This window comes from Bacillus sp. T-10(2022) (assembly GCF_056502895.1).
This window is the reverse complement of the sequence record NZ_CP113518.1, coordinates 5,329,134-5,345,357: the sequence shown is the minus strand read 5'-3', so window position 1 is coordinate 5,345,357 and position 16,224 is coordinate 5,329,134. Positions and strand designations below refer to the sequence as shown.

Here is a 16,224-nt window from a genome sequence, read left to right as displayed (position 1 = left end):
AAGGAGTGGACTGGATGAGGATCTTGCATTTAAACGCCGGTAATGAAACTGGCGGCGGTATGTTTCATATTATGTCCTTACTGAACCAATTGAATAAAGAGGAGTGTTTGCTTGGTGTATTTGAAAATGGTGAACTATACCGGCGGGCCATGTCCTCCGGGATACAAACCGAACTTTTCAAGCAACATTCCAAATATGACCTTTCAATTTTGAAACCTTTAAGGGACTTTATCCGTCTAAATAATATAGACATCATCCATACACATGGTCCGCGGGCGAATATATATGGGGCCTTTATTAAGCGCTTCATTAAATGCCCTTGGCTTCTTACTGTTCACAGTTCACCTCAACATGACTTTTTAGGGCAGGGTGTAAAAGGAAAATTGTATACGGGCCTTCATGTAAGGTCATTTCAATATGCCGATCATATACTGGCGGTTTCAGACCGCTTTAAGCAGGACTTGATTGACCAAGGAATCCATCCGTCCAAAATAACAAAGATCCTAAACGGAATTGACTTTGAAAAGGAACTGCCTTTCCCGTTTCAAAGAGAAGATTTCGGGTTTGGGCAAGAGGATTTCATCATCATCATGCCAGCAAGGCTTGAACGTGTGAAAGGTCATGAATTTGCTTTTGCGGCATTAAGTGAAGTGGTATCGGAATTCCCCCATGTAAAGCTGCTGCTTGCAGGGGACGGGAGCAGGAGACCGGCTTTGGAAGAGATGGTCACGGAAAAGGGATTATCCGATCACGTGCACTTTTTAGGGTATCGTGAAGATTTAGATCGAATCTACCCATTGGGGGACATCACACTATTGACTTCCTTAAGTGAAAGTTTTCCACTGGTTTTACTTGAAGGAGCAAGATCGGGTCTTCCGGCAATCACAAGTGATGTCGGCGGTGTAAAGGAATTGATTCCCGATCGAAGCAAGGGCTGGATAACGGATATCGGCAATGTCGAACAGCTGAAATTGGCCATCTGCAATGCGTTAAAATTAAAAAAATCCGGGGACCTGACAAAGATAGGGATGGATTTACAAAAATTTGCAAAAAACAACTTTTCTATAGAGATTTTAGCCAATAACGTATATAATGTTTATTTGAGGATGAAAAATTAAAATAAGCATTTATATATAGGTTTTCTTATAGATCGGTTACGGGTATTAGATTTTTAGTTGAATTGAGGTGGTTCTTGATGTTCTTGATGTTAATAGGGGCCTTGTTGGTAGCCTTTTTATTATCCATTTTTTTGACTCCTTTTGTCGGAAAGCTGGCCTTTAAGTTAGGAGCTACCGATAAACCGAATGAGCGAAAAGTGCATAGTAAAATTATGCCGCGTATGGGCGGTTTAGCTATATTTTTGAGTTTTTTCATTACCTACTTGCTTTTCATGGATGATTTTGGGGAGCAGCTGCCCCTTCTGGTGGGAGCCCTTGTCATCATTTTGATCGGGATGGCTGATGATATTTTTGAATTAAGAGCTGCACCCAAATTCCTGGGCCAGGTTTTGGCTGCCCTCATCATCGTATTATGGGGCGGTCTTGAAGTGGAATTCATCAATTTACCGTTCTTTACCGATACACTTGAATTTGGTGTTTTAAGTATACCGATCACCATTTTGTGGATTGTCAGCATCATTAATGCAATTAACCTGATAGATGGACTGGATGGTCTTGCAGGCGGTGTCTCAACGATCGCATTAGTGACAATTGCAACTATGGCCCTCATTAAAGGGGACCTATTTGTTGCCATGGTCGCATTGATCGTGATTGGAAGCACTCTTGGCTTTTTGAAATATAACTTCCATCCGGCAAAGATTTTCATGGGAGATACAGGCGCATTATTCTTAGGTTACATCATTGCCGTCCTGTCCCTGCTAGGGTTTAAAAACGTTACCATGATTTCATTGATTGTACCGATCATCATTTTGGGTGTTCCCATTTCGGATACATTTTTCGCGATCATCCGCAGGCTCGTCAATAAACAGCCTATTTCGGCTGCTGATAAATCCCATTTACATCACTGTTTGATAAATTTGGGATTCACTCATAAACAGACTGTCTTGCTCATTTACGCTTTAGCTGCTTGCTTTGGTTTAGCAGCCATAATCTTCTCATTTGCAACGATGTGGGGAGCATTGATCCTTGTAACGGGACTTCTGCTGATCATAGAGATTTTTGTGGAGAAAATTGGTTTGGTCAATTCAAACTACCAGCCGTTGCTCAAGATGCTCAACTTTAAAAACAAGCCATGATCATTTTGGAGATAGATTGCTAGATTAGCCAATTTTGGTATATGAAAAGCCATCAGCCGTAAAGTAACGGCTGGTGGCTTTTTTGCTCCTAACTGGAGGGGGTGCAAAGATAACAAAAAAGGAAACCCCCACTCATGACGAGTGGGGGTTTCACTTTATTCTTGTATTTGTGATTGAACAGCTTCAGTTTCAGTGCCTTCATCTGGTCCCAGGTTCAAGTGGGATTGAAGCAACAGCTTAGTGTTCGCTAATGATGTTTCGTTCAGCTGATAATAATAGGTTCCGCTAATGGTAGAATCCTGACCTTCAAGTTTGATGGTTTCAAGATTGATGCCTTTATCGGTAGTTACATATTTTATGAAACCTCTCATTTGCGAGAATTGAAGGTTCGTTGTCATATTGTCACCGACAGCTTCCATTACGTCCGTATATTTCGTCAGTGATCCAGCCGAGGTTGCTTTGGCAATGATGGCTTTCAGGACTTCCTGCTGACGCTCACCACGTTGGATATCACTGTCCTTTTTACGTGTCCGTGCAAATGCTAATGCTTCTTCACCATCGACGGTCTGTAATCCTTCTTCGAGATGGATGGCATTCTTTTTGTCATGTGAATCGATTTCATACATTTCATAAGGGACGTCGACTTCGATGCCATCCAATGAATCTACGACATCGATGAAAGCATTAAAGTTCATGCGAACATAATAATCGACAGGGACATCGAGTAACTCCTCCACTGTGTCCATCGTCGCTTTCGGTCCGCCGGCTGCATGGGCCGCGTTGATTTTCGTGGTTACGCCTTTGGCGGGCACGTACACATATGAATCACGTGGAATGCTTAATAGTTTTATAGATTTCTGATCTTTATTGAATGTGGCCAGAATTAAAGCATCCGAGCGGGAATTTCCTTTTAAATCACGATCCTTACTATCATCGATCCCTATGAAAAGGATCGAGAAATTATCTTCGAGCGGGTCGATCGCTGCACTTCGCTTTGCTGATGCTTCCACGGGGTCATAGGAATCATTGAAAACATTCTGGGCTTTCATATACAGGGTTGCAGCATACGTAGAAGCGCCCAGACCGAGTACCAGCAGGGGAACAAGCAATAACCAAAGCCTCTTTCGCCTTTTCTTCTTTGTTTTTTTAATTTTATAAACACGCCTAGTAGTAGACATCTTTTTCTTCTCCTTTTAAATAACGAACATCAGACATATATCGCTATTTTTCGAATCCTGCAGTTTATATTTCGTCATATATTACACCTAATTTTACAATGATTTAATAATTTCGTAAAATAAATATTTCTTTTCAATTATATTACAGCATAAAAAAGGAAAAATATGCAGAAATATATCAGGCGAATTTCTCTTCCAAATAAAGCATTTCTTCCTCGGTGATGTGGCCTTGACCATTTGTCAGCTCTGTAATCCAAGCGGTATATGTCTCTTTTTGTGTTTCCTCAACATATACAAGGATATTGACCTGATCAAGGTACTGTATTTCCTTTATTTGATAAATGGAAGATCGCAATTCGTTTTCCAATTTTCCAAGCCAGGTATAGTCGATGGTTGTCGAAATGACCCGCATTAGTTTTCTAATGACCACACCCGTGGTATTTATACCTTCTGAAGTCGCTTTGCTGTATGCGCGAATTAGACCGCCAGCACCAAGTTTGATGCCGCCAAAATACCTTGTGACCACAACAGCGGTGTCTTTCAGATCCTTTTTCTTAAGCACTTCTAGGATAGGGACGCCTGCCGTTCCGCTCGGTTCCCCATCGTCGAGGGCTTTTTGGATTTGATTTTGTTCCCCGATCATATAGGCTGAACAATTATGCGTGGCATCTTTGTGCTTTTTCTTGATTTCCTGGATAAAGGCCTGTGCGGCATCCTCGGTTTCGACCCGCGCGATGTGGGAAATAAAACGGGATTTTTCAATGACGATTTCGTGTTCGCCGCGACCTGCCACCGTTAAATATTTAGTGAGCATTGCTATTCCACCTTCGTACTTCCTATTAGTTGATTTATTATAAGGCTTTGCGGAAAAAGTGGCAATGACGATTCATTTACAAGCCGCATGTGTAAAGAAACTTTAATATAAGATAAAGCTGTACGTGTTATAATTAATTTCATTGCCTGTTATTGTTATTAGCTGGTCATATATGCTTAAAAGAATAACATTGTAGTAAAAACATGAGTTCTGTGCCATTATCCTGGCTTTACCTTAACGTGTCCTCTCTTTTAAAGGATTTTGCCATTTAATAAATGCATCTGTTTCATATGATAATCAATGGAGCGGAACGTCCCATTTGTTTGAAAAGGATATATGTATTAGGATAATTGAAATGGCTTTCTGCCTTTAAAAGGCAGACTTAATGGCCGGAATATGAGATGTAAAGTAAATATGTACATTTTATGGAAATCACAAAAGGAAATTAACGTATTTTTAATCTTTTTTTGGTACAATATGTTCATGAAGGTTACTTCATACAAAAGTTTCCTGAAATTTAACCATTCATGAAAAAGGAAAAGAACTTTTTTCCATATACATAGTCTTTAAGACAATAAATTGTTTAAGTCTTTTGGTAAGTGGAGGGATCTTAATGTCCATAAAAAAGGTTGATGCTAAAGCATTGGACAAGATCTTAGAAACAATGGTGAGCACTGTTAGTGAAAGTAAAGATGAAGTCTTTGATATCGGCGAACAATGCCGAAAGGATTTCGAGTCATTATCAAAAGAGCTTGATGATGTGAAAATCAGGGTTGCCATTGTGATAACCGACAGCGATGCACTGGATTCAAAAGCCAGGTTTGCTCGAAAAAGGCTTTCAGAAGTCAGTATGCACTTCAACCATTTTTCTGAAGAACAGGTGCGCGATGCTTATGAAAGGGCACATAAGCTGCAAGTAGATTTACAAATTAACCGGCAATTGGAGAAAGAGCTCCGTAATCGCCGGGATGAGCTTGAGTTAAGGTTAAGGGGTTTACAGCAGACGATCGATAAAGCGGTGCACCTTGTCTCGCAAATATCGGTAGTACAGAATTATTTGACACAGGATCTTAAATTTGTCGGGGAAGCACTTCAAGAAGCGAAACGCAAACAGGACTTCGGCCTGAAAATAATCGAAGCCCAGGAGCAGGAACGTAAAAAGCTCTCACGTGAAATTCATGATGGTCCGGCACAAATGCTGGCAAACGTCATGATGCGCTCAGATCTGATAGAACGAGTGCAACGGGAGAGAGGTCCTGATGAAGCGTTAGTGGAAATCCGCAGTTTAAAGGTCATGGTAAGGAATGCTTTATATGAGGTGCGCAGAATCATCTATGACCTTCGTCCTATGGCGCTTGATGATTTAGGACTAGTTCCTACCCTCAGAAAGTACCTGCAAACGACCGAAGACTATAATAATGGCGTGAATCTGAATTTCGTCAACCTTGGGCAGGTCAAAAGGCTTCCTTCCGATATGGAGGTCGCTTTATTCAGGCTGGTTCAAGAGGCAGTACAAAATTCATTGAAGCATGCGGACCCAAAACAGATTCAAGTTAAACTGTCCATTTCCAAGGAGATGGTGACCGTCGTCGTCAAGGATGATGGAAAGGGGTTTGACGCTTCGATTCAAAAAGAAGGTTCATTTGGCTTGGTGGGAATGAGAGAAAGAGTCGAGCTGCTGGAAGGTGAAATGACGATAGATTCACAACCAGGGGCAGGCACTTTAGTATTTATACAAATTCCCTACCATATATAAACTATAGAGAATAGACATTTTAAATAGAAACTAGGAGGAAGAAGCCGTTGAAGACTAGTATCATCATTATCGATGACCATCAGCTTTTCCGTGAAGGCGTAAAGCGCATATTAGATTTTGAATCATCCTTTGATGTTGTTGCCGAGGGTGATGACGGAAGTGAAGCTATGGATCTCGTTGAAACACATAAACCTGATGTTGTTATCATGGATATCAACATGCCGAACATGAATGGGGTCGAAGCGACAAAAATGCTCGTGAACCGTTACCCTGAAACAAAAGTCATCATCCTTTCCATTCATGATGATGAAAACTACGTACAGCACGCATTGAAAACAGGAGCACAAGGCTATCTGTTGAAAGAAATGGACGCAGATGCGTTGATTGATGCTGTGCGTGTAGTCGCTGAAGGCGGCTCATACCTTCATCCGAAGGTGACCCATAATTTAGTTAAAGAATATCGCCGTTTGGCAGCTGAAGAGGGTTCGGATCGTGAATCCGTACATACAATTGAAATCAGGAGGCCGCTTCACCTATTGACTCGACGCGAATGTGAAGTGCTTCAACTTTTAGCGGATGGGAAAAGCAACCGTGCCATCGGCGAAACTCTATATATCAGTGAAAAAACAGTCAAGAACCATGTGAGTAACATTCTTCAGAAGATGAATGTGAATGACCGTACACAAGCGGTTGTCCTAGCTATTAAAAACGGCTGGGTAGAAGTGAAGTAATAAAACGATCGATAAGTCCGGCTCTTCAGAATCCGCAATGCGTGCTGAAGGGCTGGACTTTTTTGTTGGAAGGATGATTAACTGGATTCATATTTTTGGTAATGCAGAAAGTAATTTAATGCAAATAAAGGCATTTTCAGATAGAATGGTGAGTATGATATGAAGTAAATTTTTATAAGGATGGTACTATTATGAAAACCGCAGTCGTAACTGATAGCACTGCATATATACCTGAGGAATTGCGTGAACGTTTACATATACATATGATGCCGCTTAATGTCATTTTTTCCAATGAAGCATACCGGGAGGAAGTTGATATTACTGCGGATGAGTTTTATGAGGAAGTAAAGAGGCAGGAGAAATTACCGACCACTTCACAGCCTCCAATCGGGAAATTTGTCGAGAAGTTCGAGGAACTGCAAAAAGAATATGATGATGTTATTTCCATACATTTATCGAGCGGCATCAGCGGAACGTTTCAAGGAGCGGTATCGGCGGGTGAAATGGTCGAGGGAATTAAGGTTCATGCCTTTGATTCGGAAATCAGCTGCATGGTACAGGGGTTTTATGTGATCGAGGCGGCAAAGATGGCACTTGATAATAAAAGTGCAGAAGAAATCATGGCCAGGCTTGAAGAGATGAAGCCATCGGTCAGGGCGTACTTCATGGCAGATGACCTTTCCCATTTGCAGCGCGGGGGACGCTTAAGCAGTGCTCAAGCATTGATTGGCAGTTTGCTTCAAGTGAAGCCGGTTCTCCATTTTGTTGATAAGGTCATCGTCCCATTCGAAAAAATCCGTACAAGAAAAAAAGCGATGAAACGGATTGCCGATTTGCTTGGAGAAGACGCGGCGAGCGGCGAGAAATATAAAGCCGTCATCATTCATGCAAAACGGGAAAGTGAAGCAAAAGACTGGAAAGCAGAACTTGAAGCCCGGTTCCCGAATGTCGAGTTCGACATCAGCTACTTCGGTCCAGTAATCGGAACGCATCTGGGCGAAGGCTCAATGGGGATGGGCTGGTATAAAATTTAAGCTGTGACGCCTTTACTAAGTGAAAGGCGTTTTTTTATGAACAAAAAGGAATCCGGGAGTTAAAAGCGAATGATAAGGGGGAGTGTATTTTATCAAGAAATGGAGGTTGCAGTTTGGAAAAAATGAGAATTTCCCCGCCTTATTCCCCGGAACTTCAGAACCATCTCACTGGAAAACATCTTTTGGCCTTCGATATCCCCTTCTCCCAAGAACTTCTCGCAGAGCACCTCAAGAATGGGTATGTCTCGGAAACTTGCGGCGTGCAATCCGGGAACGGCAGTTATCACTGTATGCGCTGCGGTAACAAAGATCAAACCCTGTTTTATACTTTCCCTTGCAAGATTTGCAATCAAGATTGCACTTACTGCCGCTCGTGCATCATGATGGGACGGGTCAGTGAATGTGCAAAGCTTTATAGGTGGACCGGTCCAGGCATTCAGATTACGATTCCTGACAATGTGATGAGTTGGACAGGCACTTTATCCGCAGGTCAACAAAATGCCTCCGACTGTGTCGTTGAAGCGGTAAAAGGAAAAGGTGAATTTCTGGTATGGGCTGTATGCGGGGCAGGGAAGACGGAGGTCCTATTTCCGGCGATTGAGGCAGCCTTGCAAGCCGGGAAACGGATTTGTTTGGCAACACCGCGGACCGATGTCGTTCTCGAACTCTCCCCAAGGTTAAAAAAAGCCTTTCCGGCCATTGACGTCACGACCCTCCATGCCGGCAGTGAAGATCGACATGGTTTTTCGCCAATGACCGTTTCCACGACCCATCAGCTTTTCCGTTTTATTGAAGCTTTCGATGTCATCATCGTTGATGAAGTCGATGCGTTTCCCTATTCAATTGATGATTCGCTGCATTATGCGGTTAATAAATCGAAAAAGGTTTCTGCGGCAACCATCTACTTGACCGCCACACCCTCAAAACGGATGCAGCGGCTATATCGAAGCGGCAAATTGAAAGCCGTCATAATCCCCGCACGTTACCATCGTCAGCCAATACCTGTCCCTGAAATGAAGTGGAGCGGCAACTGGCAAAAACTATTTCTTCAACAAAAGATTCCCTCCAAAATCAATGGATGGGTAAGTGAACGCATTAAGCGGAACATCCCCTTCTTATTGTTTTTTCCAAGCATTGAAGTGATGGAGCAGGTCATTCCGCTGTTTCAAAGGCTGTCCCCTAAATTATCGATTGTCCATTCCCGGCACCCTGATCGAAAAGAAAAAGTAATGGCATTAAGGAATGGATTGGTTCCAGGATTACTGACCACGACCATCCTCGAACGCGGCGTTACAATTGAGCGGTTGGAAGTGGCCGTGATCGGTGCTGAACATGAAGTGTTTTCTGATAGTGCCCTCGTACAGATTGCCGGCAGGGTAGGGAGAAGCTTTGCTAACCCTGCCGGGACGATCACCTTTTTTCATTACGGTAAAAGTAAAGCGATGGCCGAGGCGGTTCATCATATACAAATGATGAATAAAGATGCCATGAAAAGGGGGCTGCTGGATGAATAGATGTCTTGTTTGTGATGAAGGAATGGAGCAAGCTTTGACATGGAGGAGCCTGCTTAAGCAGGCCGAGGCAAGGGCAATCTGTGAAGGATGTGAGGGGAAACTTAATAGAATAACCGGAGAAACATGTTCAATGTGCTCAAGGGAGCTTGGTGGGGATCATATGACCGGTGCCCTCTGTCTCGATTGTTCAAGATGGGAAAGGAATAGGGAATGGGGAGGCTATTTGTCGAAGAACATATCGCTATTTCATTATAATGAATACTTAAAAGATATTATTGCTAAATATAAGTACCGTGGGGATTATGCATTAGCTGAGGTTTTCGTCCCTTTTTTGAAAGAAAGGTTAAAGTACATGGAGTTTGACCTCGTAACGGTCATCCCGCTTAGTCATGAACGGCTTACGGAACGGGGATTCAACCAGGGACAGGCCTTGGCAGACCTTCTTGGACTTCAGACGGTTGAGATCTTGACAAGAATCCATACGGAAAAACAATCAAAAAAATCACGTCAAGAGAGAATGTCATTACCGCAGGTTTTTCAGGTCATGCAATCAGATTTGCTGGAGCATAAATCAATTTTGATCATCGATGACATTTACACGACAGGCACAACTCTCAGGCATGCAGCCAAAGCCTTAATACTGGCTGGGGCCAAAGAAGTATCATCCATCACCTTGGCTAGGTGAAAAAGCTTATTTTTTTTAAACATCCTAAAGTATCGCCGGTATTATTCGATATATACAGTACTGAAGAATAATCGCTGTGATGGTGAAGGAGGGGCCTCGATGGAAGTATTCAACTGTCCAAGCTGTAATTCGTTATTCGTTATGACGAAATTCCGTGATGTATGCGATGCCTGTTATAAAGAAGAAGAAGTCAAATATGATAAAGTGTATGCATATATTCGCAAAAAAATAAATAGAACGGCGTCCATTATGCAGGTGGTTAAGGACACCGGCGTTGAAGAAACGTTAATTATTAAATTTGTGAGAACAGGAAAGCTGAGAATTTCGCAGTTTCCCAATCTAGGAATTCCATGTGAAAAGTGTGGCACTACCATCAAGAGCGGAAGGTTATGCGTCAAATGCAGCGATTCACTGCGTACGGATTTGCAGGCGTTTGAAAATGAGGAAAAGCGCCTGACTGAAATTCAAGGAAATGATAAAAAAAATACGTACTACATGAAGGATGATCAAAAAGGATAAATCATGGAAACATGATGCGGCATTTGTTAAGATATTCGATATTGAGAACAATATTCGACAATGGGTGTCGAAGGAAGATTGCACGAAACAATTAAAGAAATCCATTCCTTGTCGATAATAACGATAGGGAGAATAACACAGTCCAGAGCTATTTTAATGGTTAAGGAATCGAAACATTATGGGATTTATAAAATCGACCGAAGGAGAGGATCTGGAATATGAAAATCAATAACGTCGGTATGACAGGTGTTAACCCTTATAATCTTCAAGCCAATAAAACGGGGAATATCAAAGAATCCAAGGTCAAATCCTCGGATAAAGTTGAAATTTCTTCAGCGGCAAAAGAAATGCAGCAATCATCACCGATTCTTGCTGCAAGACAAGCAAAAGTGGACGAATTGAAAATCCAAGTTGAAAAAGGAAATTATAAATTGAATGCACAAGCAACGGCTAAGGGTCTCATCGATTTTTACCGGAAATGAATTTTCAATGGAAAAGCTTGAATGAAGTGGACGGAGCCATTTTCCGTCCTTCATTTATGAAAGGGGGAGGCAGCAAAATGTCTGCACGGAACATCATCGGATCGCTTGAAAAATTGATCAAGCTTCATAAAAGCTTCAATCAATTGGCGATAAGAAAAACGGCCATTTTGAAAGCGAACGATACCGAGGCGATCACTGCCCTGCTGATTTCGGAACAAAAGCATATTAAAGCGATCAGTCAGACGGATAAGGAAAGAGAAAGGGCAGTCGAGGAATTTCTTGCAGCCAACGGAACGGCGGGACAGCCTGCCTCCATCCATACCGTAACGGAACTGACAGGACCTGAAGAAACGGAAATCCTTGTAATGCTAAAAGCGGAATTGATTGATGAGGTGGCAAAGCTGAAGGAGCGGAACGGTTTAAATCAGCAATTGATCTATCAGTCCCTTCAATTCATCAATGTCTCTTTGGATATGCTGAGGCCACAGAACCAGAACCTGAATTACGGGGATTCGGTCGGGAAAACGGCAAAAACCGGCATGGGGATGTTTGATTCCAAAGCATAAGAAGCAGAAAAAAGATGGAGGTTCGAGCAAATGATTTCAACCTTTATGGGTCTTGAGACCGCTAAACGCGGATTATCCACCTCTCAAGGGGCCTTGTATACAACAGGAAATAACGTGGCCAATGCCAATACATTAGGATATTCAAGGCAGCGGGTCAACCTGGTCCAGACTTCGGGCTTCCCGACTGTCGGTTTGAACAGCCCGCGCGTTGCCGGCCAAATCGGGACAGGGGTGGCAGCTGAAACGGTTCAGCGGATCCGCGACAGTTTCCTGGATGCACAATACAGGACACAAAGTAATAAAATCGGTTATTACGGGGCCATGAGCGAATCCCTGACGAAAATGGAAGGGATCATGAATGAACCGACCGACAGCGGATTAGCCGCCACGATGGAGAAGTTCTGGAATTCGCTTCAAGGGCTGACGGCGAATACGGAAAACTCCGGGGCGCGTGAAGTCGTTGCCTCGACGGGCGTCATGGTCGCGGATACTTTAAACTACTACTATAATTCGTTAACGAACGTTCAAACGGATATCGGCAACCAGATAAACGTCAAAGCGAACGAAATCAATACGCTCATCAGCAGTATTGATCAGCTTAACCAACAGATCAGCAAAGTGGAGCCGCATGGTTATATCCCCAATGACCTTTATGATAAACGTGATGTACTCGTGGACAATCTCTCACAGCTTGTCAGCATTAAAGTGAATAACGTCATTCCGGCGGATTACGGCAGAGCCAGCGATGTGGCCACAGGGCTATACAATATCGAATTGATGCAAGAGGACGGTTCGTCTTTTGTGCCGCCAATCAATCTAGTCAGTGTTAACCAAACCGGGATGGTGGGAACTTCAAAAGTTGAAGTTAGCCATGATAAAACGACAGGTATGGTGGATGGATTGAAGTTCGGTTCGAAAACATTGACGGATTACAATTTCTCGGGAGAACTATCCGGCTTGATCAAAAGTTTCGGCTATAAGAAGGCTGATGGCACGATCGGCGGCGCTTATCCTGATATGCTGAAAAAGCTCGATAATATGACGACGGCTTTTGTGAATGAGTTTAATGCCATCCATAAACAAGGTTATGCCTTAGGTGATGGCAACACTTCAACATTGAATTTCTTTGAACTTGAACCAGGTAAGAGTGCCGCCCAAAGCATCAGGGTGAATAGTGAGATCGTTAAGGATCCTTCGAAAATTGCCGCAGGCGGTAAAAGCGGAGGGGCATCCGGGGATAATGAAAATGCTATACTCCTGGCTGACCTGAAAAAGAAGGCGTTCAGTGAGTACTCGACTAAGGACCAAAATTCAAAGGAATTGACAGGAAGCTTTGATACCTATTATTCCGGTATCATCGGAAAGCTTGGTGTGGATTCCCAAAGCGCCCAAAAGAACCTTTCCAACTCTGTCGTGCTTGCTACATCGGTTAACCAAAATAGGGAGTCCGTCAGTTCCGTATCCCTTGATGAAGAAATGACCGACATGATCAAATTCCAGCAGGCATACAACGCATCTGCAAGAATGATGACGATGATGGATGAAATGCTCGATAAAATCATAAACGGAATGGGTACAGTAGGCCGATGATAGGAGGAGACGAATATGCGGGTAACGCAATCGATGCTAACCAATAATATGCTGAGCAATTTAAGCAGCAGTTACGAAAAGATGTCCAAGCTGCAAGAGCAGGTATCTACTCAAAAGAAGTTCTCCAAACCATCCGATAACCCTGTTGCGGCCATGATGGGAATGGGGTACAGGACAAACCTCAATCAAATAGGGCAGTATCAGAGCAACATTTCCGAGGCGACCAATTGGATCGACAGCACGGATGATGCCATTACTGAAAGTGTTTCCGCCATGCAGCGGATTCGTGAATTAACCGTTCAAGGCAGTAATGGCACGTATGAAGGGGAACAACTTAAAACAATTACTGAAGAAATCAAGCAATTAAAAGAACATCTCATAACTCTTGGCGACACACAAATAGGCGGGAAATATATTTTCAACGGTCAGGATACGAATGTGAGACCATCGTCCGTTAAAGACGGAAATGGGAATACGGTGTATGGCACAGGGGACATAAACCTTGAAGTGTTTTCGGGGATTTCCCTTAAAATCAATACAAATGGTTCCAAGACTTTTGGAGATGCACTTGCTGCTGGAGGAAGCATCGACAAAACAATCGAAGCACTGGAAAACGGCGGCGACGTGACTGGCACACTGGAAGGACTTGACGCAACGATAAATACCTTCTTAGGCATGCAGGCCCAGGTTGGTGCAAGGCAGAATCGGATTGAGCTGATGACGGACCGTCTCAAGCAGCAGGAGGTTTTTGCCACTGAAATCCTTTCGAAAAATGAGGATGTCGATATCGAAAAAGCGATCATGGATTTGACGACCCAGGAAAGTGTCCATAGTGCTGCATTAAGTATCGGAGCAAAAATCATGCAGCCGAGTTTATTGGATTTTCTTCGTTAAGCTATTCTTAAATGGATAGCTTTTTTCTATAAGGAGTGTTGATGATGCAGATTCCACAAATTAGATTGCAATCCACCCCAATGAAGATTGGATTGAATATAGAGCAGCCTGTACAGCAAATCGAACAGAAGGCAGCGGTCCAATCAATCGAACAGCCGCATGCGATCCTGGAGATTCAAACGACACCAGGCAAGCTGACGATCGATCAGTCACAAGCAAGGGAAGACATGGATTTGAAAAGCCTCTCAGTAAGAGTCGATGAATTTGCGCAGCAGGGATATCAGGATTGGCTGGCGGGTATGGCAAGACGTGCACAGCAGGGAACGGAGCTGAGGCATATTGAAAAGGGCGGTAATGCTCTCGCTGAACAGGCCAAGACAAACAGCAAAGGACCAGAGAAGAGATTCAATCTCGGCTGGATCCCCTCTCATTTCAGCGTGAAGCTTGACTACCAGCCGGCCCAAGTGAAGATTGAAGCAACCGCTCAAAAACCGATCATTGATGCTAAAATCAATAGCCCGAACCATACATACACACCAGGCAGTGTGGATGTGGAAATTTTACAAAAAAATGCGCTGGATATAGATTTCATCAATTTATATCCGGATGAGATAGGGAAGTGAAAACATAGATGATTATACAAACAAAGTTTCATGGCGAAATCGAATTGGCAGAGAAAGAGATTTATGTATTTGAAAGCGGGATACCGGGATTTTTAGAAGAAAAACAGTTTTGCTTACTAGCTTTGGATGACACGCCATTTTTCGTCCTGCAATCGACAGAAACTAAAGAGCTGGCCTTCATTGTGACGAATCCTTTTGAAGTGTTTCATGATTACGAAGTGAAGCTTACGGATGAGGTATTATCTTCTTTACAAATAGAAACGGAACTGGAAGTCATTACTTTCGTCATCTTAACGATCCAGGACCCTTTCAATGAAACGACGGCGAATCTCCAGGCCCCCATCATCATAAATAGCTCAAAAAAAACGGGAAAGCAATTTATCATGACCGCAAGTGAATACCGTACAAAGCACAGACTGTTTGAACCTCCAGCAGAACAGGGGGGGGAATGATGCTCGTATTGACCAGAAAACCAAATGAAGCGATCATGATTGGCGATGATATCGAAATTACGATCCTGTCCGTTGAGGGCGAACAGATCAAACTCGGGATCAATGCCCCGAAAAACGTCGAAATCCATAGGAAGGAAATCTATCTGTCCATCCAGCAGGAAAATAGCGAAGCCGTGAAAACGGAATCCAACCTTCTGGAAAACATAAATGAGTATTTCAAGAAAAAATCGTAAAATCCCCTAAATATGTTTCCAAGCAGGTCGATATTAAAGATACAACGATGGGCAGTGATATAGGCGGCCGACTTATTCACTGCCCATCGTAAACAACCACATGGATGTGGGAACTTAAAACTCAAGGAGGAAACAAAAATGATCATCAATCACAATATCGCAGCACTTAACACACATCGTCAGTTAGGTTCAGCAACTAATGCTCAATCAAATTCTATGGAGAAACTAGCTTCTGGTCTTCGAATTAATAAAGCAGGTGATGACGCTGCCGGTCTTTCAATTTCTGAAAAAATGCGTGGACAAATTCGCGGGTTAGACCAAGCTTCACGTAACGCACAAGATGGTATTTCGTTAATTCAAACTGCTGAGGGTGCTCTTGGTGAAACACACTCTATCCTACAACGCCAACGTGAATTAATCGTTCAAGCAGGTAATGGTGGTACTTTAGCAACTGAGGATCTTACAGCAATCAAGGATGAAATCGCTGAATTAAACAACGAATTAGATGGTATTGCAAGTCGCACGGAGTTCAATGGTAAAAAATTATTAGATGGTGCTTTCAAATCAGATTTCCAAATTGGCGCTAATGCTACACAAACTTTAAACATAGAAATTAATTCAGCAGCTGGAAAAGGATTCAGCTCAACTGACTTAGGTGTTAAAGCTTTAGCTCCTGATGGAACTACTGGCAAATTTGATACTGATATCAAATTAGTTGATGATGCAATTAAATCGGTTTCTGCTGCACGATCCAAGCTTGGTGCAAACCAAAACCGTTTAGATCACACTATTAATAACTTGAACAATGCATCTGAAAACTTAACTGCTGCGGAATCTCGTATCCGTGACGTAGATTATGCTTTAGCTGCGTAAGCAGTAACAAGTACAGTCGTCCTAGC

At 42.9% G+C, this 16,224-nt stretch carries 18 protein-coding genes; 16 read left to right on the top strand and 2 right to left on the bottom strand.

Features of this window, described 5'->3' with window-relative positions; genetic code table 11:
- Nucleotides 1-14 precede the first annotated feature (14 nt).
- Nucleotides 15-1,118, top strand: a complete 1,104-nt coding sequence (locus OSJ91_RS26490; protein WP_485890735.1) for a glycosyltransferase family 4 protein — start codon at nt 15-17, stop codon at nt 1,116-1,118.
- An 86-nt stretch (nt 1,119-1,204) separates the two neighbouring features.
- Nucleotides 1,205-2,254 (top strand): glycosyltransferase family 4 protein, encoded by a 1,050-nt coding sequence (locus OSJ91_RS26485; protein WP_350302979.1) that lies wholly within the window; start codon nt 1,205-1,207, stop codon nt 2,252-2,254.
- Nucleotides 2,255-2,409: 155 nt separating this feature from the next.
- On the opposite strand, the gene OSJ91_RS26480 is transcribed toward OSJ91_RS26485, so the two are convergent.
- Together OSJ91_RS26480 and OSJ91_RS26475 are read right to left on the bottom strand one after the other, a co-directional pair.
- Nucleotides 2,410-3,432, bottom strand: a complete 1,023-nt coding sequence (locus tag OSJ91_RS26480; RefSeq protein WP_413019987.1) for an LCP family protein — start codon at nt 3,430-3,432, stop codon at nt 2,410-2,412.
- A 178-nt stretch (nt 3,433-3,610) separates the two neighbouring features.
- The gene (locus tag OSJ91_RS26475) at nt 3,611-4,246 is read right to left on the bottom strand and encodes a YigZ family protein (protein ID WP_485890734.1); all 636 of its coding nucleotides are present in this window, start codon (nt 4,244-4,246) and stop codon (nt 3,611-3,613) included.
- A gap of 613 nt (nt 4,247-4,859) precedes the next feature.
- Here OSJ91_RS26475 and OSJ91_RS26470 point away from each other — a divergent pair.
- The 14 genes from OSJ91_RS26470 to OSJ91_RS26405 all read left to right on the top strand — a co-directional run bounded on the left by OSJ91_RS26470 (nt 4,860) and on the right by OSJ91_RS26405 (nt 16,198).
- Nucleotides 4,860-6,002: a sensor histidine kinase gene (locus OSJ91_RS26470; protein ID WP_350300632.1), complete on the top strand. Its 1,143-nt coding sequence runs from the start codon at nt 4,860-4,862 to the stop codon at nt 6,000-6,002.
- Between the two features lie 47 nt (nt 6,003-6,049).
- The gene (locus tag OSJ91_RS26465; RefSeq protein WP_350300631.1) at nt 6,050-6,733 is read left to right on the top strand and encodes a response regulator; all 684 of its coding nucleotides are present in this window, start codon (nt 6,050-6,052) and stop codon (nt 6,731-6,733) included.
- 191 nt (nt 6,734-6,924) lie between these two features.
- Nucleotides 6,925-7,767, top strand: coding sequence for a DegV family protein (locus OSJ91_RS26460; RefSeq protein WP_413019984.1), 843 nt, complete (start codon nt 6,925-6,927; stop codon nt 7,765-7,767).
- 122 nt (nt 7,768-7,889) lie between these two features.
- Nucleotides 7,890-9,281: an ATP-dependent helicase ComFA gene (locus OSJ91_RS26455; RefSeq protein WP_485891948.1), complete on the top strand. Its 1,392-nt coding sequence runs from the start codon at nt 7,890-7,892 to the stop codon at nt 9,279-9,281.
- Nucleotides 9,274-9,966: a ComFC family protein gene (locus tag OSJ91_RS26450; RefSeq protein ID WP_350300574.1), complete on the top strand. Its 693-nt coding sequence runs from the start codon at nt 9,274-9,276 to the stop codon at nt 9,964-9,966. Before OSJ91_RS26455 ends, OSJ91_RS26450 begins: the two co-directional genes overlap by 8 nt.
- A gap of 99 nt (nt 9,967-10,065) precedes the next feature.
- Nucleotides 10,066-10,485: a TIGR03826 family flagellar region protein gene (locus OSJ91_RS26445; RefSeq protein WP_350300573.1), complete on the top strand. Its 420-nt coding sequence runs from the start codon at nt 10,066-10,068 to the stop codon at nt 10,483-10,485.
- A 218-nt stretch (nt 10,486-10,703) separates the two neighbouring features.
- A complete protein-coding gene (flgM, locus tag OSJ91_RS26440) occupies nt 10,704-10,967 on the top strand; it encodes a flagellar biosynthesis anti-sigma factor FlgM (RefSeq protein WP_063595755.1) in 264 nt (87 codons plus the stop codon).
- 77 nt (nt 10,968-11,044) lie between these two features.
- Complete coding sequence (locus OSJ91_RS26435) at nt 11,045-11,533, top strand: flagellar protein FlgN (protein WP_485890733.1); 489 nt, start codon at nt 11,045-11,047, stop codon at nt 11,531-11,533.
- 30 nt (nt 11,534-11,563) lie between these two features.
- A complete protein-coding gene (gene flgK / locus OSJ91_RS26430) occupies nt 11,564-13,123 on the top strand; it encodes a flagellar hook-associated protein FlgK (protein WP_485890732.1) in 1,560 nt (519 codons plus the stop codon).
- A 15-nt stretch (nt 13,124-13,138) separates the two neighbouring features.
- On the top strand, nt 13,139-14,017 hold the full coding sequence (gene flgL, locus OSJ91_RS26425) for a flagellar hook-associated protein FlgL (protein WP_485890731.1): 879 nt from the start codon (nt 13,139-13,141) through the stop codon (nt 14,015-14,017).
- 41 nt (nt 14,018-14,058) lie between these two features.
- Nucleotides 14,059-14,640: a DUF6470 family protein gene (locus OSJ91_RS26420; protein WP_485890730.1), complete on the top strand. Its 582-nt coding sequence runs from the start codon at nt 14,059-14,061 to the stop codon at nt 14,638-14,640.
- Between the two features lie 8 nt (nt 14,641-14,648).
- Nucleotides 14,649-15,092 carry a flagellar assembly protein FliW gene (gene fliW, locus OSJ91_RS26415; RefSeq protein WP_485890729.1) on the top strand — a complete coding sequence of 148 codons (444 nt, stop codon included), beginning with the start codon at nt 14,649-14,651 and terminating at the stop codon, nt 15,090-15,092.
- Nucleotides 15,092-15,325: a carbon storage regulator CsrA gene (csrA, locus tag OSJ91_RS26410; RefSeq protein WP_485891947.1), complete on the top strand. Its 234-nt coding sequence runs from the start codon at nt 15,092-15,094 to the stop codon at nt 15,323-15,325. The genes fliW and csrA overlap by 1 nt, the downstream gene beginning before the upstream one ends.
- 138 nt (nt 15,326-15,463) lie before the next feature.
- Nucleotides 15,464-16,198, top strand: a complete 735-nt coding sequence (locus OSJ91_RS26405) for a flagellin N-terminal helical domain-containing protein (protein ID WP_485890728.1) — start codon at nt 15,464-15,466, stop codon at nt 16,196-16,198.
- The last annotated feature ends 26 nt before the right edge of the window (nt 16,199-16,224 follow it).